24 protein-coding genes, 1 rRNA gene and 1 pseudogene are annotated in these 25,487 nt (G+C 69.5%); 15 read left to right on the forward strand and 11 right to left on the reverse strand.

Annotated elements, in window-relative coordinates; genetic code table 11:
- Window positions 1-70, forward strand: a 5S ribosomal RNA gene (gene rrf, locus AC0KXF_RS00005); the annotation flags it as partial.
- A gap of 92 nt (window positions 71-162) precedes the next feature.
- Here the strand turns inward: rrf and AC0KXF_RS00010 are convergent.
- Window positions 163-471, reverse strand: coding sequence for a DUF7882 family protein (locus tag AC0KXF_RS00010; RefSeq protein WP_473107270.1), 309 nt, complete (start codon window positions 469-471; stop codon window positions 163-165).
- A 244-nt stretch (window positions 472-715) separates the two neighbouring features.
- Here AC0KXF_RS00010 and AC0KXF_RS00015 point away from each other — a divergent pair, with 244 nt between their 5' ends.
- On the forward strand, window positions 716-1,357 hold the full coding sequence (locus tag AC0KXF_RS00015; RefSeq protein ID WP_473107271.1) for a helix-turn-helix transcriptional regulator: 642 nt from the start codon (window positions 716-718) through the stop codon (window positions 1,355-1,357).
- A 25-nt stretch (window positions 1,358-1,382) separates the two neighbouring features.
- Here AC0KXF_RS00015 and AC0KXF_RS00020 read toward each other — a convergent pair whose 3' ends face one another.
- From AC0KXF_RS00020 to AC0KXF_RS00050, 7 genes are all read right to left on the reverse strand, one after another.
- Window positions 1,383-1,895 (reverse strand): mycothiol transferase, encoded by a 513-nt coding sequence (locus AC0KXF_RS00020; protein ID WP_473107272.1) that lies wholly within the window; start codon window positions 1,893-1,895, stop codon window positions 1,383-1,385.
- Window positions 1,896-1,920: 25 nt separating this feature from the next.
- Entirely contained in the window at window positions 1,921-2,721 is an 801-nt protein-coding gene (locus AC0KXF_RS00025) for an SDR family NAD(P)-dependent oxidoreductase (RefSeq protein ID WP_473107273.1), read from the reverse strand.
- 63 nt (window positions 2,722-2,784) lie between these two features.
- Complete coding sequence (locus AC0KXF_RS00030) at window positions 2,785-3,999, reverse strand: NAD(P)/FAD-dependent oxidoreductase (RefSeq protein ID WP_473107274.1); 1,215 nt, start codon at window positions 3,997-3,999, stop codon at window positions 2,785-2,787.
- A gap of 116 nt (window positions 4,000-4,115) precedes the next feature.
- Complete coding sequence (locus AC0KXF_RS00035; RefSeq protein ID WP_473107275.1) at window positions 4,116-4,277, reverse strand: hypothetical protein; 162 nt, start codon at window positions 4,275-4,277, stop codon at window positions 4,116-4,118.
- 22 nt (window positions 4,278-4,299) lie between these two features.
- On the reverse strand, window positions 4,300-5,169 hold the full coding sequence (locus tag AC0KXF_RS00040) for a metal ABC transporter permease (protein WP_473107276.1): 870 nt from the start codon (window positions 5,167-5,169) through the stop codon (window positions 4,300-4,302).
- Window positions 5,166-5,918 carry a metal ABC transporter ATP-binding protein gene (locus AC0KXF_RS00045; protein ID WP_473107277.1) on the reverse strand — a complete coding sequence of 251 codons (753 nt, stop codon included), beginning with the start codon at window positions 5,916-5,918 and terminating at the stop codon, window positions 5,166-5,168. Before AC0KXF_RS00045 ends, AC0KXF_RS00040 begins: the two co-directional genes overlap by 4 nt.
- Window positions 5,915-6,898: a metal ABC transporter substrate-binding protein gene (locus tag AC0KXF_RS00050; RefSeq protein WP_473107278.1), complete on the reverse strand. Its 984-nt coding sequence runs from the start codon at window positions 6,896-6,898 to the stop codon at window positions 5,915-5,917. Before AC0KXF_RS00050 ends, AC0KXF_RS00045 begins: the two co-directional genes overlap by 4 nt.
- A 254-nt stretch (window positions 6,899-7,152) precedes the next feature.
- Between AC0KXF_RS00050 and AC0KXF_RS00055 the strand changes: the two genes are divergently transcribed.
- From AC0KXF_RS00055 to AC0KXF_RS00085, 7 genes are all read left to right on the forward strand, one after another.
- Window positions 7,153-9,066: a BCCT family transporter gene (locus tag AC0KXF_RS00055; RefSeq protein WP_473107279.1), complete on the forward strand. Its 1,914-nt coding sequence runs from the start codon at window positions 7,153-7,155 to the stop codon at window positions 9,064-9,066.
- An 80-nt stretch (window positions 9,067-9,146) separates the two neighbouring features.
- A complete protein-coding gene (locus tag AC0KXF_RS00060; RefSeq protein WP_473107280.1) occupies window positions 9,147-10,046 on the forward strand; it encodes an ABC transporter ATP-binding protein in 900 nt (299 codons plus the stop codon).
- Window positions 10,024-11,637, forward strand: a complete 1,614-nt coding sequence (locus AC0KXF_RS00065) for an ABC transporter permease (RefSeq protein WP_473107281.1) — start codon at window positions 10,024-10,026, stop codon at window positions 11,635-11,637. The genes AC0KXF_RS00060 and AC0KXF_RS00065 overlap by 23 nt, the downstream gene beginning before the upstream one ends.
- A 69-nt stretch (window positions 11,638-11,706) precedes the next feature.
- Entirely contained in the window at window positions 11,707-12,480 is a 774-nt protein-coding gene (locus tag AC0KXF_RS00070) for an ATP-binding cassette domain-containing protein (RefSeq protein WP_473107282.1), read from the forward strand.
- A complete protein-coding gene (locus tag AC0KXF_RS00075; protein ID WP_473107283.1) occupies window positions 12,480-13,214 on the forward strand; it encodes an ATP-binding cassette domain-containing protein in 735 nt (244 codons plus the stop codon). Before AC0KXF_RS00070 ends, AC0KXF_RS00075 begins: the two co-directional genes overlap by 1 nt.
- 20 nt (window positions 13,215-13,234) lie before the next feature.
- On the forward strand, window positions 13,235-14,764 hold the full coding sequence (locus AC0KXF_RS00080; RefSeq protein WP_473107284.1) for an ABC transporter substrate-binding protein: 1,530 nt from the start codon (window positions 13,235-13,237) through the stop codon (window positions 14,762-14,764).
- Window positions 14,765-14,778: 14 nt separating this feature from the next.
- The gene (locus AC0KXF_RS00085; RefSeq protein ID WP_473107285.1) at window positions 14,779-16,596 is read left to right on the forward strand and encodes an ABC transporter permease subunit; all 1,818 of its coding nucleotides are present in this window, start codon (window positions 14,779-14,781) and stop codon (window positions 16,594-16,596) included.
- Here AC0KXF_RS00085 and AC0KXF_RS00090 read toward each other — a convergent pair.
- The gene (locus AC0KXF_RS00090; RefSeq protein ID WP_473107286.1) at window positions 16,489-17,388 is read right to left on the reverse strand and encodes a TIGR01777 family oxidoreductase; all 900 of its coding nucleotides are present in this window, start codon (window positions 17,386-17,388) and stop codon (window positions 16,489-16,491) included. The genes AC0KXF_RS00085 and AC0KXF_RS00090 overlap by 108 nt on opposite strands.
- A gap of 140 nt (window positions 17,389-17,528) precedes the next feature.
- Between AC0KXF_RS00090 and AC0KXF_RS00095 the strand changes: the two genes are divergently transcribed.
- The 4 genes and pseudogenes from AC0KXF_RS00095 (at window position 17,529) to AC0KXF_RS00110 (ending at window position 22,298) form a co-directional block, all read left to right on the forward strand.
- Window positions 17,529-19,286 carry a protein adenylyltransferase SelO gene (locus AC0KXF_RS00095; protein WP_473107287.1) on the forward strand — a complete coding sequence of 586 codons (1,758 nt, stop codon included), beginning with the start codon at window positions 17,529-17,531 and terminating at the stop codon, window positions 19,284-19,286.
- A gap of 521 nt (window positions 19,287-19,807) precedes the next feature.
- Window positions 19,808-20,251 (forward strand): annotated as a pseudogene (locus AC0KXF_RS00100) (DUF222 domain-containing protein); the annotation flags it as partial.
- Between the two features lie 493 nt (window positions 20,252-20,744).
- Window positions 20,745-21,077, forward strand: a complete 333-nt coding sequence (locus tag AC0KXF_RS00105) for an HNH endonuclease signature motif containing protein (RefSeq protein WP_473107288.1) — start codon at window positions 20,745-20,747, stop codon at window positions 21,075-21,077.
- A gap of 333 nt (window positions 21,078-21,410) precedes the next feature.
- Entirely contained in the window at window positions 21,411-22,298 is an 888-nt protein-coding gene (locus AC0KXF_RS00110) for an SDR family oxidoreductase (protein WP_473107289.1), read from the forward strand.
- 93 nt (window positions 22,299-22,391) lie between these two features.
- Here AC0KXF_RS00110 and AC0KXF_RS00115 read toward each other — a convergent pair whose 3' ends face one another.
- Window positions 22,392-22,940: a type 1 glutamine amidotransferase domain-containing protein gene (locus AC0KXF_RS00115; RefSeq protein ID WP_473107290.1), complete on the reverse strand. Its 549-nt coding sequence runs from the start codon at window positions 22,938-22,940 to the stop codon at window positions 22,392-22,394.
- A gap of 182 nt (window positions 22,941-23,122) precedes the next feature.
- Here AC0KXF_RS00115 and AC0KXF_RS00120 point away from each other — a divergent pair, with 182 nt between their 5' ends.
- Both AC0KXF_RS00120 and AC0KXF_RS00125 read left to right on the forward strand, forming a co-directional pair.
- Window positions 23,123-23,776: an SDR family oxidoreductase gene (locus AC0KXF_RS00120; protein ID WP_473107291.1), complete on the forward strand. Its 654-nt coding sequence runs from the start codon at window positions 23,123-23,125 to the stop codon at window positions 23,774-23,776.
- 103 nt (window positions 23,777-23,879) lie between these two features.
- Window positions 23,880-24,605 carry a DUF1345 domain-containing protein gene (locus AC0KXF_RS00125; RefSeq protein ID WP_473107292.1) on the forward strand — a complete coding sequence of 242 codons (726 nt, stop codon included), beginning with the start codon at window positions 23,880-23,882 and terminating at the stop codon, window positions 24,603-24,605.
- Window positions 24,606-24,721: 116 nt separating this feature from the next.
- Here the strand turns inward: AC0KXF_RS00125 and AC0KXF_RS00130 are convergent, their stop codons facing one another.
- Complete coding sequence (locus AC0KXF_RS00130; RefSeq protein ID WP_473107293.1) at window positions 24,722-25,483, reverse strand: SDR family NAD(P)-dependent oxidoreductase; 762 nt, start codon at window positions 25,481-25,483, stop codon at window positions 24,722-24,724.
- Window positions 25,484-25,487 lie beyond the last annotated feature (4 nt).

The raw sequence follows: 25,487 nt of genomic DNA on the forward strand, positions 1-25,487 counted from the left end.
GGAAGCTAAGACTGACAGCGCCAATGGTACTGCGAGGGGGACCTCGTGGGAGAGTAGGACACCGCCGGACACCCATTACATTGAGGGTCGTACCAGTGAACGCCGAAGACGGCACTCACCGGTACGACCCTCAACACATTTACAGGCTCAACTCGATCGCGCTCAGAAGCCGCCGGAAGCGGGCTCGGGCATTATCACCAGGCCCTGCGGCGAGTAGGAGGACCTGATGAGCTGCTGCAGCCACTCCCGGGAGATCGGCACTCTCGTGTCGCTGGAGAAGCTGAAGACGAGAGGAACGGCGGGGGAGATCCAGAGCGACGTCGTCACCGTCTGTCGATGGCGCTGAGCTGTCCAGGTGAGGAAGAACGACTCGTTCTTCTTCACTCTCGACGTGATCACGACGCGCAGGTGTTCGAGCGTGCGGTCGTCGAAGTCGTATTCCTGTGTCCGGCCATAGATGAGTGTTCCCACGGTCCCCTTCGCGTCGAAGCCTGAGGGTGCTCCCGCGACGCTACGCGTCGCCCGATCCTCGGCCTGTCGACCAGTGATGGAGCGGAAAGCCGCATGCTTCCCGCTCCAAACTGTAACGGCAGCGGCCTCACCCTTGGGGGTGTGGTTTGGGCTTCGCGACACCGCTAGAATTCCGCGGAATCACGCCGATTATTCAGATTGCGGGGAAGCAGTCGGCAGGTCTCCGGCCCCCTATACTCATCGTGTGAGCAAGGAACCACTGCGGCTGCGTCTGCTGAACGATTATGAGGTAGTCGTCGCCGGTCTGGCGGCTATGCTGCGACCCTTCGAGAGCCGGGTGAAGGTGGTGGAGGAGGACGTCCGAGGCGTTTCGGACCGACGCGTCGACATCACCCTTTACGACACCTTCGGACGGTCTCGCCCCCGGCAGGGAGAACTCGAGGCGCTGGCGGCCGATCCTCATGTGGGAACCCTCGTGATCTACGCCTGGGCGGGCTCTGATCTCGCGGTGGAAGCGCCCTGGGCCGCCCAGGGCTTCGCCTATCTGGATAAGTCGCTCCCCGCAGCCGAGCTCGTCAGCGGCCTCGAACGGATCGTCGGTCGGCGCGCGGCCGAGCGCAGACCCGCGGAAGCGGTGCCCCGGCTCGCCGAGCCGCAGACCTCGTGGCCCGGCAAGCAGGAGGGCCTCAGCGTTCGTGAAGCCGAGGTGGTCGCCCTGATCGTGCAGGGGCACACGAATACGGAGATCGCCGCGTCGCTCTTCCTCAGCCCGAACTCGCTGAAGTCGTACATCCGCTCGGCCTATCGCAAGATGGGGGTGGAGCGGCGGGCGCAGGCCGTGAAGTGGGGGATGGAGCACGGTATGCGTCGGTCGACCGGCGCCTGAGGTCGTCTGAAGACTGATCCCGCCCTCACTCGAAGGCTTCTGCCCTCATACCCGTGATGTAGGCGGCCTGCGCGACGTGCTCGGCGGCGTCGACCGAGATGCTCACGAGTCGCGAGGCCCTGGTCACCGGTGGATCCCACTGGTCGTCGACGATCTCGTCGAGCGCGTCCGCGTCGAGGGTTTCGATATACGCGATCTGCGCGTCGATGACGGCCGAGAGGTGTGCGAGCAGCAGATCCGGATCCTCGACGATGATCGCTCTGGCCTGTTCCGGGGTGTGGCCGTACCCCATCTCGTGGGCGTCGATGCCGAGGTCGAAGCGCCCGTCGAAGCCCTGCGCGGTCCACAGCGGTTCCGTCCCGGCGAGAGCGGCGAGCTGCTCGTCGATCTCCCTCGCCGCGTGCCACAGCAGCCAGGCGATCGAGTTGTCGTGGTGGGGGTGGTCGTTCAGGAGGCCCGGTGTGAGCGCGATCCGCAGCGCCTCCGCGGCGTCTCTCGGCCGGCCGGCGAGGTCGATGAGTGTTCTCTGTGCATTCATATCGCTGTTCCGTCGGAGCCGCTGTTCACAGCGCGGCGACGGATCCTCCGTCCACTCGATAGTTCGAACCGGTCACGAAGGAAGCCCGCTCGGAGCACAGGAACGCGATCACGGCGGCCACCTCCTCCGGAGTGCCTCTTCGCTTCAGTTCGAGGAAGGGGCGCTCTTCGTCGAGGAAGGACCGGATGGCCTCCTCACGCGTCACTCCGAGTCGCTCGGCCCGACGATCCATCATCGCATCCGTCATCGGGGTGCGGATGAATGCGGGCGAGACCGTATTCACGAGCAGACCTTCTCGGGCGTAGCTTCGGGAGAGCCCTTTCGCGAGCGCGAGTACCCCGGCCTTCGCCGCGCAGTACGGGAGCTCATCGTCGTAGGGTTGCACGGCGTCCTCCGAAGCGATGAAGACGATACGTCCTCGCCCGCTGGCTCGCAGTTCGTCGAGGAAGGTCCTCGCGACGCGCACGGGGGCGAGCAGGTCGATGTCGAGTGTGGAGATCCAACCGTCGTCGCCGATCTCGTGGAACTTGCCCTGCGCGCCGGTGATGCCGGCGCAGTGCACGAGCGTGTCGATGGGGCCTGCGGAGGCGGTGACACTGCGGTGAAGCTCTGCGATGGCCTCCGGATCGGTGAGGTCCGCCGCAAGGGCGTGCAGCCGGCCCGCAGGGGCGTCGAGCTTCGACGCGGCCTCGTCGAGTTTCTCGGGGTCGCGATCGCTGAGCACGACCGTCGCGCCCTCCCTGAGGAGCTCGGCGGCCGTGCTCCATCCGATGCCCGAGTCTCCGCCGGTGACGAGGGCGATGCGCCCCGCGATGCCGAGATCCATGATGCTCCTTCCGCTGCGGTGTTCCGTTCAGTGCTGATGCCGGGATCGAGGACCGAGCAGGGATCAGTCTCCGCTCTCGCCGTCGTCGGTCGGGATGCGTCGTCGAAGGGCCTCGGGATCCGATCCGTCGGCGTGGTCGATGGCCTCGCGCGCGGCATCGCGGCGTCCCTGCACGTTCCAGAGGAGCACCCCCGCGACGCGGTCGCCGTCGAGGTAATATACGACTCCGCGGTCGCCGTCCCAGCGCTCGACGGTTTCGAGGGAGGAGTCGAGCGAGCCCACCGCCTCGTAGCGGTTGCCGAAGACCACCGAGTAGAAGTACGGGGTGTGATCGTAGGGTTCATCTGCGCCGGCGAGATTGCGGCCGGCCTGGTGCCCCATCTCGATGGCGTTGTCGACGTGCTCGATGCGGCGGCGCCCCAGAATGGCGTCGGGGTAGGAGGAGATATCGCCCGCGGCGAAGATCCGAGGATCGCTCGTGCGCAGCCGATCGTCGACGAGCACCCCGTCGCCGGTGTCGAGGCCGGCTCGTTCCGCCAGTTCGATGTTCGGGGTCACTCCGACGCCGATGACGGCGGCGTCGCACTCCACGACCGCTCCGGTGGAGAGGAAGAGACGGATCGGGCCGGTCGAGTCGACCTCCGCGGCCTCGACCTTGGCGCGCGGCACCAGGGTCACGCCAGCCCGCTCGTACAACCCCTGAAATCGTTCTGCGAGATCGGCCGGGAACTTCGTGCCGCCGAGCACCTCGTCGGGGAAGACCAGGGTGACCTCGGTGTCGTTCTGCACGAGGGCGGCCGCCAGCTCAGTGCCGATGAAACTGCCGCCGATCACGGCCACGCGCCGCTGACCGCCGGAGAGCTCGCGCAGGCGTCGGTAGTCCTCGACCGAGCGGAAGTAGACGATTCGCTCGTCTTCGGGGAGCTCGAGCCTGTTGGGCGTGCCCCCGGTCGCGAGCAGCAGCTGCTCGTAACGGATCGTGAGGCCGTGCTCGGTGCGAACGATGCGCTCGGAGCGATCGATGCCGACCGCCCGCTCTCCGGCGTGCCTGGTCGCCCCCGTATCCGCTTCGGTGTCGAGCCATGCGTCGTCGAACGCGAACGACGCGTCGGTCCACAGCTTCTTCGAGAGGGCGGGGCGCGCCACGGGTGGGGTCTCCTCCTCCGCGACGATGCCGATCGTCCCCGCGGGATCGAGCTCGCGAATGCCGCGGGCGGCGCTGTCCGAGACCATGCCGCCGCCGATGATCAGATATCGGTACTCGCTGTAATCAGACATGACCTCACGGTAACGAGGTCGGCCCTGCCCGCGGCAGGGCCTTGCCAATACACGATCTCAGGTGCTACCCGGCGCTCGCGGGTATGGCTCCGGGCACGGTGGCGGATCCCCGATCCTCACGCGGATACCGTGCCGCCCGACCCTGGTGCGCGGATATCCAGCGCCGCCATGCCGATGCTCGCGACGAGGGAGAGCGCCGAGAGGTAGTCGGCCTCGACGGCATCGGTCACGGCCCCGATCACCTGGGGCAGGGGCAGCAGCTGGAGCAGCCAGTTCACCGCGATCGCGACGGCGGCGTCCCTACTGTGAGACGGTTCGCGCTCGCCGTCGCGCGAGCAGCCGGGTGGCGATAAGCCCCTGCCTGGGGCCGAAGAGGTAGGCGAGCGCGAAGGCGGCACCCTGTGCGAGCACGATCATCGGCCCCGAAGCGGTGTCGAGGTAGTAGCTCGTGTAGAGACCGATGAACGCGCAGGCCGCGGCGAGGAGCGGGGCGAGCAGGAGCATGCGCGCGAAGCGATCGGTCAGCAGGTAGGCGGTCGCCCCCGGGATGATGAGCATCGCGACGACGAGGATCACACCCACCGCCTGCAGGGCGACGACGGAGGTCATGGCGAGCAGGCCGAGCAGGATCGCGCCGAGCACCCTCGGGCGGAGGCCGATCGCGTGCGCGTGGGTGGGATCGAACGCGAAGAGGGTGAAGTCGCGGCGCTTGATCACCAGTACCGCGAGCACGAGCGCCCCGAGCGCCGCGATCTGCAGCAGATCGGCGGAGGATACTCCGAGGAGGTTTCCGAAGATGATGTGCGTGAGGTCGGTCTGCGAGGGTACCACCGAGATGATCACCAGGCCGAGTGCGAACAGCGTCGTGAAGACGATCCCGATCGCCGCGTCCTCCTTCACCCGGCTCGTGTCGCGCACCGCCCCGATGAGCGCGACGGCGAGCAGCCCGAACACGACGGCGCCGAGGGCGAAGGGGGCGCCGACGAGATAGGCGAGCGCGACGCCCGGCAGCACGGCGTGCGACACGGCGTCGCCCATCAGGGACCAGCCGATGAGCACCAGCCAGCACGAGAGCACCGCGCACACCACGGAGGCGATGAGCGCGGTGAGGAGCGCGCGGGCCATGAAGTCGTAGCCGAGCGGCTCGAGGAGGAGATCGAGGGGGTTCATGCGCGATCCTCCCCGCCCATCACATCGAGGCCGAACGCGAGTGCGAGCGATTCTGGCCGCAGCACCTCGCGCGGAGCGCCGTGCATGAGCACGCGGCGCATCAGCAGTATCGCCTCGTCGGCGAGCGTCGGCAGCGCGTGCAGATCGTGGGTGGAGACGAGGATCGTGCGCCCGTCGGCGGCGAGCTCGCGCAGCAGGCGGGTGATCGTCGCCTCGGAGCGCTTGTCGACGCCCGCGAACGGCTCGTCGAGCAGCAGCGTGGTGGCCCCCTGCGCGATCCCGCGGGCGACGAAGGCGCGCTTGCGCTGGCCCCCTGAGAGGCGCCCGATCTGCCGGTCGGCGTAGTCGGTGAGTTCGACGCGCTCCAGCGCGTGATCGACCGCTCGGCGATCGTCCCGGCGGGGACGGCGCGTGATTCCGAGGCGGCCGTAGCGCCCCATCATGACGACGTCGCGCACGGAGACGGGGAAGGCCCAGTCGACGTCTTCGCTCTGCGGTACGTAGCCCACGCGGCCGGCGTGGAGCGCACGCGCGGGCGGATCGCCGTCGATGAGCACCGACCCCGAGTCGGGGCGGATCATGCCCATGATCGTCTTGAACAGCGTCGACTTGCCCGAACCGTTCATGCCGATGAGGCCGCAGACGCGACCGGAGTCGAGGGAGAAGTCGACGCCGTCGAGGGCGGTCACCTCGCCGTAGTGCACGGTGAGCCCCGAGACGCTGAGCGCGGGAGCGGTCGTGGCGGTCATGCGTCGCCCCCGTTCGGAGCTGCTGCCCCGGTGGGCGTATCCGCCCCGGTCAGCGCGTCGGCGATCAGCTCGGCGTCGTGGCGGATCAGCTCGAGGTAGCTCGGCACGGGCCCGTCGGGTTCGGAGAGCGAATCCACGTAGAGCGTGCCGCCGAACTCCGCGTCGGTGGACTCGATGACCTGCCGCATGGTCTTGTCCGAAACCGTCGACTCGCAGAACACGGCGGGGACCTCGTTGCTCCTGACGAAGTCGATCACCGAGGCGATCCGCTGCGGGGTCGCCTGCTGTTCGGCGTTGACCGCCCAGATGTAGCGCTCGGTGAGGTCCGCGTCCCTGGCGAGGTACGAGAAGGCGCCCTCGCACGTGACGAGCGCGCGCTGCTGCTCGGGGAGCGACGAGAGGTCGGTTACGAGCTCCTGCTGCACGGCGACCAGCTCGGCGCTGTACGCCTCGCCGTTGGCGGCGTAGTCGGAGGCGTGCTGCGGATCGAGCTCGCTGAATGCGTCGACGATGTTGTCGACGTAGATCCGGGCGCTTTCAGGGCTCATCCACGCGTGAGGATTGGGGAGTCCCTCGTTCGCGTCGTCGGCGATCGGAATGGGATCGACACCCTCGCTCAGCACGCGGTGGGGCACATCGAGGTCGGCGACGAACTGTTCGAACCATGCCTCGAGGCCGAGGCCGTTATCGAGGATCAGGTCGGCCTCGGCGGCCTTGCGGATGTCGCTGGGGGTGGGTTCGTACCCGTGGATCTCGGCCCCCGGTTTGGTGATCGACTCGACGCGCAGGTGGTCTCCGGCGACGTTCCGGGCCATGTCCGCGAGCACCGTGAAGGTGGTGAGCACGACCGGTCGTCCGTCGTCGGCATCCGGGCTAACGGGGGCCTCTTGGCCGCACGCCGTGAGAGCGATGGACAGCAGCAGTCCGGCGACGAGCGCGCGGGCTCCGCGCGGTGCGGAGCGTGAGGGGCGGGACGACATGGATCTCCTTCGCGTGCCTTCGGATCGAGTGCGGGCGATGCGCTTCGATCTGGATTCGATGGTACCTCATCATAAAGTTCGTCATGACGAACTTTCAAGTTCACCCCAGCAGCGATCTGTGCGCGCCCGGCGAAACGCGCCGTTGCGGCACCCTCGATGCTCTGCTGCGTCTCGGGCTTGGCTTGCAATAGCACTCGCGGCCCGCAAAGGTAGAAAGGTCGAATTTGTTCGTCGAACGAGATAGGGGAACGACGATGAGCTCAACCGAGCGGGCGCACGAGGACGGCGGGACGCAACCGGAGGCGGGGCACGAGGCTCCCTTCGATGCGGGCGCACCGTCCTCCGCGGCGCCGGTCACCGGAGCCGCCGCCGCGTTCCCCGCGGAACCGGGGATTCCGGACACCGTTCACCTGCCGCAGTCCGTGCAGATCGCCGAGGACGACTCCGACGCTCGCATCACCGAAAAGCTGCGCCGGCACGGCGTCCACATCGGCAGGGGGATGATCTCGCCGCGGGTGTTCTGGCCCGCGCTGATCGTGATCCTGCTGGTGTCCGCGTTCGCGATCCTGGCCCCGGACAGTGCTGATCGCGTGTTCCGGTCCGTGCAGAACTGGATCGTCGCGAACCTCGGTTGGTACTACATGCTCATCATCGCCGCGTTCATCGCGATCGCGATCGGCATCGCGTTCTCGCGCCTCGGACGCATCAGGCTCGGCCGCGACGACGACGAGCCCGAGTTCGGCGTACTGTCGTGGTTCTCGATGCTCTTCGCCGCGGGCATGGGCATCGGCCTCGTGTTCTACGGGGTAGGTGAGCCGCTCACCTACGCGACCGTGCAACCGAAGCCCGGCTGGGAGGGGGACCAGGCCGAGCTCGCGGGTCTCGCGATGGCCCAGACCTTCGTGCACTGGGGGCTCCACCCGTGGGCCATCTACGCGATCATCGGTCTTTCGATCGCCTATGCGATCCATCGCCGAGGGCGTCCGGTCTCGATCCGCTGGTCGCTCGAGCCGCTGTTCGGAGAGCGCGTGAAGGGCTGGGTCGGCGACGTCATCGACGTGCTCGCCATCTTCGGCACTGTCTTCGGCGTCGCGACCTCCCTCGGTCTCGGCGTGCAGCAGATCTCGGCGGGGATGGCTGAGATCGGGATCGTCGACACCGTGAGCAACACGATGCTGGTCGTGCTCATCCTCGTCATCACTCTCATCGCCATGATCTCGGTGATCAGCGGCATTGGGGCGGGCATGAAGTGGCTCTCGAACATCAACCTCTCCATGGCGGGCGTGCTGCTGATCAGTGTGCTGCTGCTCGGCCCGACGCTCTTCCTGCTGCAGAACTTCACCGAGTCGATCGGCTTCTACCTCGCGAACGTCATGCAGATGACCTTCGACGTGGGCGCGTACCAGCGAGGCGACGCGACGAGCTGGTTCTCGGGCTGGACGATCTTCTACTGGGGATGGTGGATCTCCTGGTCCCCGTTCGTGGGCATCTTCATCGCCCGCATCTCGCGCGGCCGGACGGTGCGCGAGTTCATCGCGGGTGTCATGCTCGTGCCCACGATCGTCGGCATGATCTGGTTCTCGGTGATGGGCGGCGCCGGCCTCTTCCGGCAGCTGTTCGGCCCGGGAGACCTCGTGGAGAACGGCGAGGTGCACGTCGAGAGTGCGCTGTTCAAGGTACTCGGCGACCTGCCGCTCGGCACCATTCTGTCAGTGATCGGTATTCTGCTCGTCGCGATCTTCTTCATCACCTCCTCTGACTCCGGATCGCTTGTCGTCGACATGCTCGCCTCGGGCGGCCACCCCAACCCGCCGACCTGGTCGCGGGTGCTCTGGTCGGTGCTGGAGGGTCTTGTCGCTATCGCGCTGCTGCTCGCCGGCGGGCTGCAGTCGCTGCAGGCGGCGGCCCTCGCGACGGCGCTGCCGTTCAGCGTCGTGCTGCTGCTTATGGCGTGGTCGACGCTGCGCGCGCTGCGCATCGACGATCGCGTGCTCGAGCGTGCCGAGCGCATCGCGCGGCTGGATCGCGTGACCGAGCACATCTCGAACGAGCTCGCGGGATCCATCACCGACATCCCCGAGCTCGAGACGTGGGTGGACGACCGCATCGACTACCGCCTCACCCGGACCCGCGGCGCCTTCGGGAGGCGAGCGCCGGAGAAGCGTTAGGTCGGTCCGCCGGCCGCCGAGGCCGAGTGCGGGGTTACACTGCTCTCACACGCGAAGGTCGGCGGAAGCGAGGTGCACCGATGGGCACGGATGCGGTGATCGAGGTGCGGGGGCTGACCAAGTCCTTCGGCAGATTTCGAGCCCTGAACGGCCTCGACCTGTCGGTGGAGCGGGGGAGTGTGCACGGCTTTCTCGGCCCCAACGGTGCCGGCAAGTCGACCACGATCCGCGTGCTGCTCGGCCTGCTGCGGGCCGACGGCGGCGCGGCCAGCGTGCTCGGTCGCGATCCGTGGCGCGACGTGGTGGAGCTCCATCGGAGACTCGCCTACGTGCCCGGTGACGTGTCGCTGTGGCCGGGCATGACCGGAGGTGAGGCGATCGACCTGCTCGGGTCGCTGCGCGGAGGCCTGGACGAGCGCCGGCGCGCGGAGCTCGTGGAGCGGTTCGAGCTCGACCCGACGAAGCGGGGGCGCCAGTACTCGAAGGGCAATCGGCAGAAGGTCGCGATCGTTGCGGCGCTCGCCTCGGACGTCGAGCTGCTGATCCTCGACGAGCCGACGAGCGGCTTGGACCCGCTCATGGAGAACGTGTTCCAGGAGGTCATCGGCGAGGCCAGGGCGCGCGGCGCGTCCGTGCTGCTGTCGAGCCACATCCTCGCGGAGGTCGAGACGCTCGCCGACCGGCTCTCGATCATCAGGGACGGGAGGATCGTGGAATCCGGCACGCTCGCTGAGTTGCAGGGTCAGGCCCGCACCTCGATCCACGCCACGCTCGAGCGCGTGCCCCAGGCGACCGAACTCGCGTCGCTGCACGACGTGCGCCTGGACGGGAACCGGCTCACCGCGACCGCCGACGCCAATCGCGTGGGTGAGGCGATGACGTTGCTCGCCCCGTATGGGCTGGTGTCGCTCACGGTGGAGCCGCCGTCGCTGGAGTCGCTGTTCCTGCGGCTCTACGATGCAGACGCTGCGAGCGCCTGATGAGCGCCTTCGCCGGGCCGCGTCTCTGCTGCGCGCGTCCCTGAAGCACGAGGGCCGCGGCTTCGCGCCGTGGATCGCGATCGCCACCGCGCTGTCGGCCTCCTCGGTGCTCGTCTATCCGTGGGTCTTCCCCGATCAGCAGGAACGCGCGGGCCTTGCCGCTGCCGTCGGCGCGAACCCCGCGCTCGGCCTGATCTTCGGGCCCGCGTTCGACCTCTCGACCGTCGACGGGTTCAACGCTTGGCGATCCCTCGCCCTCGGCGGCTTTCTGACTGCGCTGGGCGCGATATTCGTGGTGGTGAGGGCCACTCGCGGGCAGGAGGATTCCGGGCAGGCGGAGCTGCTCGCGTCCGGGGTGATGGGCCGCGCGGCTCGACTCCTCGCCGGATCGGGCCTCGCGGTCATCGGCTCGCTGCTGGTCGGCCTGATCGCCGGGGCCGTGACGGGGCTGTGCGGGGGCGACTGGCCATCCTCGATGCTGCTCGGGGCCACGTTCACCGCATCCGGGTGGATGTTCGCCGGGGTTGCGGCGGTCGCGGCGCAGCTGGGCGGCGACTCCCGCACGGCGAGCTCGATGGCCGTCGGCGTGCTCGGGGTGCTGTTCGTGCTGCGCGGATTCGCGTACTCGATCGATGCCGGCCCCTGGGCGATCTGGGCGAACCCGCTGGGCTGGATGACGGAGACCCGCCCCGCGAACGGGAATCACTGGTGGCCGCTCCTCTACGCCCTCGCCTTTGCGCTCGTCGCGTTCGGGGTCGCGTTCGCGCTGCAGGCGCGCCGAGACTTCGGTCAGGGGGCTATCGCGCCCCGTCCCGGCCCCGCGCGCGGGGGACCGCGCTCGACGGGGCGGCTGGCGCTCCGCCTGAACGCCGGCCCGATGGCCACCTGGACGATCGCCTTCGCCGTGCTCGGGGTCGTATTCGGGTACTTCGCCACCTCGATCCAGGACATCCTCGGCAAGGACAGCGCGGTCTCGCAGATCCTCGCCGCCGGAGCGACCACCCACGACGCGCTGATCTCGGCGTTCCTCGTCACGATCCTCAGCCTCGTTGGCATTCTCGCGGCGATCCCCGGGGTGCAGACCATGCTGAAGGTGCGAGGCGAGGAGATGGAGGATCGGGTCGAGCCCTTGCTGGCCGGAGCCGTCGCCCGGTCGCGCTACTACGGCGGCAATGTGCTCATCGCGCTTCTGGCTCCCGCCGTGTACGTGCTCATCGCGGGGGTCGTGATCGCATCCCTCGCGTCGAGCGCCGACATCGGCGTGCGGTTCGGCGACGCACTGCTGCAGGCGCTCGTGACGGTCCCCGCCGTGTGGACCGTGGTCGCCCTGTCGGTCGCGGTGATCGGCGCGCGTCCGGAGGTGTCGCTCGCGGCCTGGGTCGGCGTGCTCGCCTCGTTCGTGCTCACTCTGCTCGGCCCGACGTTCAAGCTCTGGGCCTGGGTGCTGGCGATCAGCCCGTTCTGGCACATCCCGAACGTCACCTCGCCCGATGCGGATCGGTGGGGGCTCGTCTGGATCAGCCTCGTCACGGCGCTCTTCCTGCTGGTCGGATTCGCCGGATTCAGCCGTCGCGACCTCGCTCGGCAGTAGCTCGGCGGGTTGTTCTCCCTCCTCACGATTTGCGCACCGTTCCATTCTTGATTGATAATCGTTCTCATTATGGTTATCGACAGTACTCGGCGGGCAAGCTCCGGACGAACGGCGACTCCGGGGGAGACCGCGCTCACGACGCCCGACGCGACAGCCCTGCCCGATGCTCCGCTGATCGCATTGCGCGACGTCGTCGTGCGGGCGGAGTCGGACGGGCGGATCCTGCTGCGGATCCCGAAGCTCGATATCGCCGCCGGCGAGCGCGTCGTCGTCACGGGCCCCTCGGGCAGCGGGAAGTCCATGCTGCTGAGCTGCCTCTGCGGACGGTGGGCGGCGGGCTTGCGCGCCGAGGGAGAGCGCACGGCGAGTGGATCGCGGATCGGTTTCGTGCCGCAGCGCGGCCTCGATGCCCTCCACCCGCTCATTCCGCTCGGGCGGCAGCTGCGGAGCGTGACCGGCGCGAGCTCCGGGCGGATCGCCGAGGTGCTCGGCTCGGTCGGGCTCGACGATCCCGAGCTGGGCCGAAGACGCCCCGCGGAACTCTCCGGCGGACAGGCGCAGCGAGGCGCTCTCGCGCTTGCGCTGCTCACACGGGCGCCGCTGATCCTCGCCGACGAACCCACCAGCGCCCTGGATCACGAATCGCGCGACCTCATGCTCGGCCTGTTGACCCGCATCGTGAGCCCCAGCCAGGCGCTGATCGTCGCGACCCACGACACCGTCGTCGCGGAGGCCTTCGCCACACGGCACATCAGGGTGGTCGACGGACGCGTCACCGAGACCCCGATCGGCGAGGGCCGGGGTGCCGGAGATCCGACCAGCGAGCACGAAGGCGCCGCGTGATGAATCCGCACGCCGCGACCGACGCATCGACCGCCGCTCCGGCCATCGAGGTCTGCGAGGTCACCGCTTCCCATGGGCGGGGCGCCGGCTCCCGCACCGTGCTCGCCCCGACGAGCCTCACCGTTCACCGCGGCGAATCGCTCGCCGTCATCGGTCGATCCGGCGCGGGCAAGTCCACTCTCGCCGATATCGTGCTGGGCCTGCGAGCTCCGGCGACCGGAGCAGTCAGGGTGTCGGGGAACGACTGGTGCGCGCCCTCGCTGCGACCGGCGAAGCACATGCGTCGACTCGTGCAGGGCGTATCCCAGGATCCCGCGGCATCCTTCGTGCCGCGCTGGTCGATCCGACGCTCCATCGAACAGGCCCTGCGCCGGCTCGTCCCCGCAGCGGGTAACGGCGCCAGCGCCGCTGCAGAGGCGGAATCACGTATCCGCCGCGCCGCCGAACTCGCCCACCTCGACCGCGAGCTGCTCGACCGCCGACCCGCCGAGCTCTCCGGCGGACAGGCGCAGCGCGCCGCAATCGCGCGGGCGCTCGCGGTGGAGCCCGCAGTGCTCGTGGCCGACGAGCCGACCAGCGCACTCGACCCTGCGACGGCGCTCTCCGTCTCATCCGCCTTGCTCGTCGGCGTCGCGCAGGCCGGCATCGCGCTGCTCCTCGTCACCCACGATCCGGAGTTCGCCGCGCGCTGCTCCCGAACGATGACCATCGTTTCACCGACCCGACCCGAATGACATACGAACAGGACCCTTCGATGCCCCTCTCCAAGCCCCGATCTCGCTCCCTCGTGCTCGCAGCGATCCCGCTCGCCGGCATCCTCGTACTCTCCGGATGCTTCTCCGACGGGGGCGGCGGCCACCGCGGCACCGGCGACCGCATCTCCGTCGCCCACATGCAACCGCCGCGCTCAGGCCTCAGCCCGCTGAGCGACGACGCGTTCAAGCTGTCCCGCTGGTCGGCGTCCGAGACGCTCGTGGTGCTCGACGAAGCGGGCGAGGCCCTGCCCGGCCTCGCATCCGAGTGGGAGCGCGAGAACGACCTGACCTGGCGCTTCACGATCCGTGACGGGGTCACCTTCCACAACGGGCAGCCGCTCACGGCAGATTCCGTGGTGAACTCCCTGCAGCATGCCATCGATGCGACCCCCGTGCCGCGCATCCTCGACGGGGTGCAGCTGACCGTGCGGGCGGAGGGCGAGCACGAGGTGCGCGTCGAGACGGGCGAACCCGATCCACTGCTGCCGCACCGGCTGTCGAGCCCGCAGCTCGCGATCTTCGACGCCGCCGCCTACACGGAGAACGGCGTGAACCCCGTCGGCACCGGCACCGGGCCGTTCGAGATCGTCGACGTCGACGGCGTATCGGGCGCCACGCTCGACCGATACGACGACTACTGGGGAGACCCCGCGATCGCGGGCGGTATCGATGTGAAGTTCGTGCCCGACGGCACGGCTCGATCCGCCGCGCTGCGCACGGGCGAGGCCGACGTCGTCGAGGCGATCCCGGCCGGCCAGGCCGCCTCGGTCGACCAGGACCTGCTCACCGAGGTGCCCATGCCGCGCACCAACACGCTCTACCTGAACACCGAGACCGGTCCGTTCGCCGACCCCGCGGTGCGCGCCGCAGCCCGCGAGGCCATCGATCGCGCTGCGATCGTCGAATCGGTGTACGAGGACCGCGCCGATGTCGCCGAGGGCCTCCTCGGCCCAGCGCTGCCCTACGCGGCGGGCCTCCGCGACGACGCCGACTACCGCGAGCTGCTCGAGGGCCGTGCCGAGCCCGCGAAGGTCGACGGCGTGAAGATCACGCTGGGCACCTTCACCGATCGCGCGGAGCTGCCGGAGGTCGCCGTGATGCTCGAGCAGCAGCTCGAGGCCGTCGGTTTCGACGTGCAGCAGGACGTGCGCGAGTACCAGTACATCGAGGCCGACGCCCTCGACGGCGCCTTCGACGCCTTCATCCTGTCCCGGGCGACGGTGCTCGACTCCGGCGATCCCGTGGCATATCTCGCCTCCGACTTCACCTGCGACGGCGGCTTCTCCATCTCGCAGCTGTGCTCCTCGGAGGTCGACGAGCAGATCCGAGTCGCCTCCGAGACCGAGGCCGGCGAAGAGCGGCAGCGCAGCATCATGCTCGCCGAGGCGAGCGTGCTCGGCACCGATGCCGCGATCCCGCTGCTGCACGAGCGGGTGATCCAGGGAGAGGCGCTGAGCGTGCACGAAGCCGCCCGGGACCCCCGCGAGCGAATCCTCATCACCGCCGACACCCACCTCGACGCCGAATAAGAGAGACGGGCACCGTGAGGCACAGCAACACTCTCGGACTCCTCTCCCGCGTGCTCAGCGGGTTCGTGCTGCTGCTCGTCGCCGGGGCACTGCCCTGGCTGTCGCGGTTCGACCCCGCGGCCGCGGTGCTGCGCGCCCGCTACGCGGAGCTCGAGCCGACGCCCGAGGCTCTCGCGGCGATCCGGCAGGAGCTCGGGCTCGATGGCGGGCCGCTCGTCACGAGCCTGAGATGGTGGTCGGGAGTGCTGCGAGGAGACCTCGGCACCTCCTGGGTGAGCGGCGGTGAGATCGGTCCCGGCGTGTGGCAGGCGCTCGGCACCTCTGCGACGCTGACCCTGTTCGCCACCGTCGTCGCGCTCGCGATCGCCGCGGCCCTGATCGTCCCCGCCGCCCTACGAGTGCTGCGGGATCAGCCGCAGCGCGGCTCGGGGCCGGTGGGCGTCGCGCTCACCGCGCTCCCGGAGTTCCTGCTCGCGAGCGCGCTGCTCGTGGTGGTGGCCGTGCAGCTGCGGTGGTTGCCGCCGTACGGGTGGACGGGGTTCGGCACCGCGATCCTGCCGGCCCTCTCCCTGGGGGTGCCCGCGGGAGGTCTGCTCGGCCGCCTGCTCTCCGATGCCGTATCGGGCGTCGCCGAGGAACGCTGGGTGAACGTCTGGCGGCTCGCGCGAGCGCCGAGACGGGTCATCCTCGCCGGCGTGCTCCGGCGGGCTGCTGCAGCGGTCGCCGATCAGCTCGGGCTCGTGTTCATCGGGCTGCTCGGCGGAGCGGTCGCGGTGGAGCAGATCTTCGCGATCCCGGGTCTCGGGCGCTATCTGCTCGGTTCGGCGAACGCACAGGATCTGCCTGCTCTGCAGGCCGGAGTGCTGCTCATGGCGCTCGCCGCGGTGCTCGTCGGCGTGGTGACGAGCTTCGCCCGGAGGCTGCTGCGCGGCGGCTCGCTGCCGCCGGGGTCGCTGCCGCCTCCTCCCGAGGCTCGCGGCGACGGCCGGACGGCGCGCTGGACCGCGGTGCTGACCGCCGCGGTGCTGCTCGCGATCCTCGCGTTCGGCCTGCCGCGCGATCCGTACACGATCGCCTACCCGCGCCTCGCACCGCCGAGCATGGAACTCCCGTTCGGGGCGGATGCCAGCGGGCGCGATCTGCTCGCTCGCGTCGCGCACGGCACCATCGGAACACTGACCCCTGCATTCCTGATCGTGCTGCTCGCGATCGTCGTCGGGTTGCTGCTCGCCGTGCTCGGGGAGGTAGCGCGCGGGCCGGCGGAGATCGCGAACGCGACGCCGCCGATCCTCGCCGGCGTGATCATCGCCGCTTTGCTCGGCCCGTCGGTAGGCGGCGCGGCGCTCGCCGTGCTGTGGGTGACGTGGCCGCCGCTGACCGCGCACGCGGCGGCGCTCATCGATGAGGCGATGGCGCTGCCGCACGTGCGCTGGCTGCCGCTGTCAGGCGTGTCGCGGTTCGAGATATGGGCGCGGCATGTGCTGCCCGCGACCGTGCCGCCGCTGCTGCGCCACGGCATGCTGCGGCTGCCGGGCGTCGCGCTCGCGCTCGCCGCTCTCGGCTTCCTCGGCCTCGGTCCGCAACCGCCGCTGCCCGAGTGGGGGCTGCTGCTCTCCGAGGGCATTGATTACGTGGAGCGCGCGCCATGGACCACGGCTGCGCCCGCACTGGCGCTGATCCTCACCTCGGTATTCGCCGTCGCGCTCGCCGGCCTGCGGCGTGCTTCACCCCGCGAGCGCGGCGGCGATCGCCTGCTCGGCGGTCGGGTGCTCGAACTCGAAACCGGAGCGCTCGAGCACCGCGGGGCGAACGTCGGCATCCGCCAGCAGTAGCGACTCGGCGGCTTCGCTGCCGAGCCCCAATCTTAGCGCCGGCGCGGGCGCGGGCAGCAGGAAGGGCCGATGCAATGCGGCAGCGAGCGCGCGGCCGATCTCGTCCGCGGAAGCTCGGGCCGGGCCGCAGAGGTTGACCGGACCCTCGATGTCGGTGCCGATGAGATACCGGATCGCCCGCACCTCGTCATCGAGCGAGATCCAGGGCCAGAGCTGCGTGCCCCGTCCGAGCGGACCGCTCAGACCGAGACGCGCGAGGGCGATCATGGGTTTCAGCACGCCCTCCGTGTGGAGCAGCGGTGCGGTGCGCAGCAGCACGACCCTCGTGTGCCGTCCGGCGGCGAGCGCCTCGCGCTCCCACGCCCCGCACAGCTCGGCGAGGAACGTGGATCCCTGCGAGCTCGTCTCGTCGAGCGACTCCCCAGGGCGGTCGCCGTAGTAGCCGACGGCGGAGGCGCAGAGGAACGCGGGGGCCCGCGTGCCCAGCTCCCGCAGAGCCGTGGCGAGCGTGCGGGTCGGGATCAGCCGCGACTCCCGCAGGGAGCGGCGGTAGGAGGCCGTCCATGGTAACCGGCCGATGCTCGCGCCGTTGAGGCAGATCACCGCGTCGGCGCCGTCGAGCACGGCCGGGTCGAGGTGCTCGGGTGCGGCCGTGAGCCATTCGACCTCGTGCGACCCGGTCGGTGGGCGCCGCACCAGGTGGGTGATCCGGAATCCCTCGGCCTGCAGCAACCAGGTGAGGGCGCCGCCGATCAGCCCTGATCCGCCCGCGATCACCACGTGTCCGCTCATCGTCGCCCCCTGTCGTCATGCACGGTACGCCTGCGACAGCGGAGGAGCCGCCGCTCCATCCCGCCTGCGCCGTCGTGCTCCCGATCCTACGCCCGCCGCCACCTGAGTGCGCGGGGAGGAACCGGGCGTACGCTCGGGTCATGGCCACCACCGAGACCAGCGACGACGATACGATCGCCGATCATCCGCGGACGGATCCCGCGGCCCCGCATGCGCGGTCGCTCGGCAGCGGTCCGCTCCAGAGCATCGAGCTCGGCAGCTCGTTCGCGGATCGTATCCCCGAGCTCGCCCTGCCCTGGAACGCGATGCGGCCCGAGCATCCGGAGATCCTCGCCCTGAACGAACCGCTCGCCCGTGAGCTGAGGATCGATCCCAGCATCCTGCGAGGGGAGCGCGGCGTGCGCTGGCTGCTCGGCAACGAGCTCTCCGAGGGCAGCCGGCCCGTGGCGCAGGTCTACTCGGGGCATCAGTTCGGCGCCTACTCGCCGAGACTCGGCGACGGTCGCGCGCTACTGCTCGGTGAGATCGTCGATATGGCCGGGGCCCTGCGGGACCTGCACCTGAAGGGATCGGGCCGCACGCCGTTCGCGCGTGGGGGCGACGGGTTCGCCGCGGTCGGGCCGATGCTGCGAGAGTACCTCATGGGTGAGGCCATGCACGCTCTCGGTATCCCCACGACCCGCGCGCTCGCCGTCGTCGCGACGGGGCAGCGGGTCATGCGCGACGACTCGCTCGACCCGCTGCCCGGCGCCGTGCTCGCGAGGGTCGCGAGCAGTCACCTCCGCGTCGGCACCTTCCAGTACGCGCGATCTCTCGGGAATATCGAACTGCTGCGGCGCCTCGCCGACTTCGCGGTCGAGCGGCAGTACCCCGAAGTCGGAGCCCGAGAGCACCCCTATCTCGCGCTGCTGGAGGCTGTGATCGATGCGCAGGCGCGCCTCGTCGCTTCCTGGATGCTCGTCGGCTTCGTGCACGGCGTCATGAACACCGACAACATGACGATCTCGGGCGAGACCATCGACTACGGGCCGTGCGCGTTCATGGACGCGTACGACCCGGCGACAGTGTTCAGCTCGATCGACCATCGCGGCCGATACGCATACGGGGCCCAGCCGGCCGTCGCGGGATGGAATCTCACCCGCTTCGCCGAAGCCGTGCTGCCGCTACTCTCCGATGACCCCGGCGAGGCCGAACGGCTCGCGCTCGAGGCGCTGCAGCGCTTCGGGGGAGCCTATGACGAGGCCTGGACCGCGGGGATGCGGGGCAAGCTCGGGCTGGCGAGCGGGGGTGGGAGCCGGGCCGCCGGGGCTGCTGGGATCGCCGGGACTGATGGGGCCGCCGGGACCGCCGATGATGGGGTCGCGCCGTCTGCCGATGATGAGCTCGCCCCGTCCGCCGATGATGAGACGGTGGCCGCGCTCGCCGCGGAGCTGCTGCGCGAGTTGCACGAGCAGAGGCTGGATTACACGGGAGCGTTCCGCGCCCTCGCCGAGGCGGCCCGGGTGCAGAGCCGCCGGACTGCGGGCGCTGGTGCTGGTGGCGCGGATGCTGGCGCTGGTGGCGGTGCTGGTGCTGCTGGTGCTGCTGGTGCTGCTGGCGGCGCGGATCCCGAATCCTATGCAGAGCTGTTCCGGGACGGGAAGAAGCCGGGCCCCTGGTTCGAGCGCTGGCTGTCGCTCGATCCCGATCCCGCTGCTATGGACGCGGTCAACCCCGTCTACATCCCTCGCAACCACCTCGTGGACGAGGCGCTCGTCGCGGCGACGGACGGGGATCTCGCCCCCTTCGAGGAGATACTCGATGCGGTGACGAGGCCGTACGCGGTTCGCCCCGGTCTCGAGCGGTATGCGGCTCCGGGCCCCGAGGGGCGCCTTCATATCACCTACTGCGGGACGTGAGCCTCCCGAGCATCGCGGCTGCGCGCCGGCCCTGTAGGTTCTTCGATCGCCCAGACTTCTGCGATGAAGATCCTTCGGTCGACGTGCAATGCCTCGTCGAAGTTGATGCGAAGCCTATAAATATCCAGTTCAGGGGCGGGTTTTCGTCCAAGAATGTCAGTGGTGGCTGCGAGACTGCGGTCATGCGAAATCTCCCGTTCCCCGATGGCAGCCCCCAGCTGCGCAGCCTGGGTGTGCTGGCCATGAGATATGCCGACGCGACTCGGCAGATCCGCAAGATCGAAGCGGAGCGGTTGCGGCTGCTCACCGAGATGGAGCGGCTCGCGCACGAGGAGTCGCTGCGGCTGGGGCGTCGGCCTTCCCGCAGCGACGGCGCTCCGGGCAACGATGCTGTCGACGATGGAGACGTCGGTGATAACGCCGTCGGTGATAACGCCGTCGGTGAGAGTGCCGTGGGCAATAGGCCTCCGGGCGGTGGAGCCCTCGGCGACGTGGATAGTGTGAGTGGCGCGGCGGCTGAGATGAGCTATCGTACCGTGGCCGCGGAGGTGGGGTTCGCCGTGCGGATAGCGGATCGCGAGGTGATGCGCGACTTGGAGCTCGCGATGCGGCTCGACAGCGACTACCCGGTGCTGCACGAGCAGATGAGCGCGGGGCGGATCGGCATTCCGCATGCTCGGGCGGTCGTCGATGCCGGCGGAATCATCGCAGAGGGGCGGGATCGTGCCGCCTACGGTGCCGAGATGGCAGAGATCGCGGTGGAAGAGACCCCGAATCGTGTGAGACGTCTGGCGAGAGTGGTCGCTGCGAAGTACGTGCCCGAGCGCGAGGAGCGAGAACGGGTTGCACAGCGTCTGCGTGCGCGAGTCGAAGTGGTCGATCTCGACGACGGGCTGGCGGAGTTGCGGGCGGTCATGGAGGCCGTGCACGCGCATGCGATCAAGGATCGTCTCACGCGGCAGGCCCGTTCCATTCAGAGGCGCGAGCTGTCGTCTGCCCGAGAGGCCGAGGTGCAAGCCGCCGGTGCTTCTCTACGCGGATCCGGGGAGCGCGCATTGGCTGGGGTGCGCCCGCTCGATCAGATCCGGGTGAGTATTCTCACCGATGAGCTGCTGCACGCGGCTCCTTCCAACGAGACTGGAGATGTTGATCTTTCCGGCGTCAGCGCCCGCATCCAAATCACGGTCCCCATCCTCGGCCTGTTGCCGGAGGAACAGCGTCCCGAGCATCGCACCGGTATCGCCGGGTTGCAGGGCGCGGCGATGCTCGCGGGCTGCGGGCCGATCGATACCGATACTGCGAGGTTTCTCGCGTCGATCCAGCCGACATGGGACAGGGTGAGCTGCCACCCCGAAACTGGCGAAGTCCTGGCGGTCGACGCCTATCGACCGAGCGAGGGGGCTGCGGCGGCGGGTGTTCGCGCGCGACCAGCACTGTCGGTACCCGGGGTGCCTCGTCGTGCCTCACCGCGCCGACATCGATCACGCAGTCGATGCCGCCCTCGGCGGAGCGACGGCCACCGACAACCTGCAGGTGCTGTGCCGTTACCATCACACGATCAAGCACAACACGGGAGTCGAGGCACGCATGCTCGCAGACGGTGAGATCCGCTGGGTCTCTCCGCTCGGCACGGTGGTCACAGACAGGCCGCGCTCACGGGTAGCTTTCAGACCAGTGCCCCCGCATGACGAGGACACGAGCCCACCGGGAGGCGGTCGGGTTGGCTGGTGTCCTCGTGAGGGGAGGGCTCGCGAGGGGTGTGCTTGTGAGGCAGGCGCCTTCGTGAGGTGAGCGCCTTCGTGAGGGGCACTCAGGCGGCGGGACTGCTCGAGGGAGCGCGCTCGTGAGGCGGCGGGCGCCCATGAGGGGGACGCGCCCATGAGGCGGGCTCGCTCATGAAGCGGGCAAAGCGCTGCGGCCGGTGGCAAAGCGCTACTACCGGTGGCGTCAGAGCCCACGGCTTTCGAGCCGATCGCGCCCCCGAAGGTAAGGTGGCTTACGCAGTGCAGGCCCCGGTATGACCGGCCCGACACGCGAAGGAGCGCATAGTGGGGCTCTGGGTACGGGGAAGGTAGCGTGCCTAGGCCGCAGCACAGCTGGGACGAGCGCAGGGAGGAATGCACCGTGACTGATTCTCAGCGGCGATCCGCGATCGTCACCGGAGCCGCGAAAGGACTGGGAAGGGCGATCGCCCTCGAACTCGCGCGACGCGGGGAGCGGGTAGCCCTGCTCGACCTCGATTTCGAGGGCGCCGCCGAAACGGCGCGGCTGATCCGGGAAACGATCGCCGGTGCCGGTGCCAGTGCCAGTGCCAGTGCCAGTGCCGGCGTCAGCGCCAGTGCCGGTGCCAGTGCGAGCACGAGCGCTGGTGCCAGAACTGGTGCTGACGCGGACACCGGTGTCGGCCTCGGACCCGTAGCAGAACCCTTCGCCGTCGATGTGAGCGACGAGGAGAGCGTGCGCGACACGGTGTCGGAGGTTGCGAGCCGCCTCGGCCCTCCGCTGATCCTGGTGAACAATGCGGGTGTGCTGCGCGATGACCTGCTGTTCAAGATGCCGGTCGAGAACTGGGACGCCATCATGAACGTGCACCTGCGCGGAGCCTTCCTGATGAGCCGCGAGGTGCAGCAGCACATGGTGCAGAGCGGTTGGGGGCGCATCGTCAACATCTCGAGCACCTCTGCCCTCGGCAATGCGGGCCAGGCGAACTACTCCGCGGCGAAGGCGGGTATCCAGGGCTTCACGAAAACCCTCGCCATCGAACTCGGCCGGTTCGGGATCACGGCGAACGCGGTCGCGCCCGGCTTCACCGTGACGGACATGACGCGCACCGTGGCGGAGCGGCTCGGCATCAGCTTCGACGAACTCGTCGAACGCGAAGCGGCCGCGGTGCCCGCCCGGCGCGTCGGAGCGCCCGAGGACGTCGCGAACGCCGTGGCCTTCTTCGCCTCCGAGGCGAGCAGCTTCGTTTCGGGGCAGGTGCTGTACGTGGCGGGCGGTCCTCGGGGCTGAGACGGGCACCGACCGCTCGCCGAGCGCGCAGGGGCTCGTCAACGCGGCGGCGGGGGCGCGCGGTACTCCGCGCGCCCCCGCCGCCGCGTTCACCTAGGCGGTCTGACCGCGGTGCTTGCCCTCCGCGATCTCCTCGACCAGCTTGGCGTTGAAGGCGGGCAGATCGTCGGGGGTCCGGCTCGTCACGAGGCCCTGATCCACCACGACCTCCTCATCCACCCAGGTCGCGCCCGCGTTCCGCAGATCAGTTCGCAGGCTCGGGTACGACGTCACCTTCCGTCCCTGCAGCACATCGGCGTCGGCGAGGATCCAGCCTCCGTGGCAGATCGCTCCGACCGGTTTGTGCTGCTCGAAGAAGTCGCGGGTGAACGACACCGCGTGCTCATCCATGCGGATGTGATCTCCGTTCACGACCCCGCCCGGCAGCACCAGCGCGTCGTAGTCGCCCGCGCTCACGTCGGACGTGGAGCGGCTCACGTTGGCCTCGTGACCGTTCTTGCCCCGGATGGTGCCCGTGTTCGTCGATACGATATCGACCTCGGCCCCGTGCTCTTTCACCGCGGCGAGAGGCTCCGTCAGCTCGGAATCCTCGAACCCGTTCGTTGCGAGGATCGCTACGCGCTTTCCGCTCAGATGCGACATGGTGTTTCTCCAATCTCGTGGCGTGCGTCGGATACCTCCAGTCAATCGCCTCCCCGTCCCGCTCCGCACCCCGTTGCGTGCACCCGTTCGATTCGCTATCTTGCGGGGCGTTGTGCCCTGTGCCCTGTGCCCTCGCCGCCCGGGCCTGTCGCCCTCGCGCCCCGGCGCGTAGGGTGGGTCCCATGGCACGCATCATTCTCTTCGGCGGACACGGCAAGATCGCGCTCCTCGCGGAGCCGCTGCTCACGGAGCGAGGCGACTCGGTCACCGCGGTCATCCGCAATCCCGACCACGTCGACGAGGTGCGCGCCGCCGGAGCGGAGCCCCTCGTCGCCGACATCGAGCAACTGGACGTCTCCGAACTCGAGCGCCTGATCGCGGGGCACGACGCGGTCGTGTGGTCGGCGGGTGCCGGCGGAGGCGATCCCGAGCGCACCCGTGCGGTGGACCTCGAGGCTGCGGTGCGCACCATGGACGCGGCCGAGCGCTCGGAAGTGCGGCGCTACGTGATGGTCTCGTACTTCGGGTCATCGCGCGACCACGGCGTCGATCCGGGCGACTCGTTCTTCGCCTACGCGGAGGCCAAGGCGGCGGCCGACGAGCATCTGCGGGCGTCCTCGCTCGACTGGACCGTGCTCGGTCCGAGCAGGCTGACTCTCGACCCCGGCACCGGTCGGATCGATACGGCGGCGGATCGCTCGGGCAGCGTACCGCGGGCCGACGTCGCGACGGTGATCGCCGCGGTGCTGGCCGACGAACGTACCGTCGGTCGCACCATCCGCTTCAACTCGGGTGACACGCCGATCCCCGAGGCGGTGGCTGCCGCAGCTGCGTGACTCGGCGTGTGGCGAGCAGCAGCCCTGGACCTCGCGGCTGCATCTGTCGTCCGAGCGCCGCGGGATCCACGACGCGCGGGTCGCCCCGGGTAGAATCGCTGGGATGATCCGCGGCAGAGTGCGGCGCAGGGCGCCACGAGCGGTCCCGATCCGATACGACGACGGCTTCCGGGGCGGCATCGCGATGCTCGTTTCGAGCCCGATCCTCGCCGCCCCGTTCATCGTGCTGGGACGCGCCGGGCTGCGTGAGAATCCCGGGCTCGTGCTCGCCGCGCTGTGCGCGAGCTTCACCGCCTTCTTCCTCGTATATCTGGTCTGGACGCACGCGCTTTTCTCCCGCACAGACCCCGACGAGGCCCTGCGGATCGCCGCGGCGCAGCACCGCCGCGGAGCCAGCCGCCTCTCGAGGGTCATCGGTCTCAAGACCGCGGAGGACTGGGGCATGACGGCCGCTCTCGTCGCACTGATGGTCTCAGTGGTCGCTGCGGTCTTCGGTGTGCGCGAGGGCGGCGACTGGATGCCGGCGCTCGTGCTCATCACGGTCGGCGCGTCGTGGGCGACCGTGGTGTACGCCTTCGCGCTGCGCTACTTCCGGCTGCACGCCGCCGGGGAGACCATCGAATTCAGGATTGTCGAGCAGCCCGACTTCACCGATTTCGTCTCTATGGCCGTGATGGTCTCGTCGGTGGGAGCGATGGCTGCGGGGGAGCCGCGCACGCGCGCAGGGCTCGCCGCGGTGCGCACCCACACCTTCATCTCCTTCGCCTTCAACGCCCTCGTCGTGGCGATGGCGGTCTCGCTCATCTCGAGCCTCATCACCGCGGGCTGAGCGCGGGAACCCGGCGGCCTTCGGGGCAGAACCCGGCGGCCTTCGGGGCAATCGTGCCGTAGCTCGCCGCCGTCGATGTGGCGTCAGCGGGAACCCGGCCCTCGGAACCGATCCCGTCACTCGCTCGTGGTGGTGGCCCGTTCGAGCACTCCATCGGGCAGCACCGCGATGAGGGGTCGCAGCAGGCGGTAACGCCAGTCCGAGACGACGACTGGCCGCCCGCGGTACAGGCCGCGCAGCCCTTCCCGGGCGACCCGGGCGGTGTCGGCCCACGCGATGCGTGGCAGGCGCGGCAGGTGATCCTCGCCCATGCGCACGTGGAACTCGGTGTCGAGGAGGCCCGGGCACAACGCCGTGACGCGCACTCCGCGGGCGCGGTAGCGGGCGCTGAGGGATCGCGAGAGCGACACGACCGCCGCCTTGGCCGCGCCGTAGGTGCCGCTCGGTGTGAACGCGGCGACGCTCGCTACGTTCAGGATCCACCCGCGGCCTCGGGTCAGCATTCCGGGGATCGCCGCGTGCGCGAGCCGCAGCGGCACCCAGGAGAGCAGCTCGTGCAGGCGGCGCTCGTCATCGATGCGGCTGACCTCGAAACCGTCGTAGACGCCGAAGCCCGCATTGCTGACGAGGATGTCGACGGGGGAGCCGGCCTCCGAGACCCGGTGGGCGACGCGCTCGAGATCCCCGTGATCCGTGAGGTCCGCGGCGAGCACCTCGACGCTCACGCCGTACTCCCGGCGCAGCCGATCCGCGAGCCGTTCGAGGCGCGTCCGATCGCGCGCGACCAGCACGACATCGATGCGCCGCTCGGCGAGCTGCCGGGCGATCTCGGCGCCGAGTCCCGCGGACGCCCCGGTGATGAGTGCGCGATATCCCATGCGC

The sequence above is a fragment of the Leucobacter holotrichiae genome (assembly GCF_055791005.1).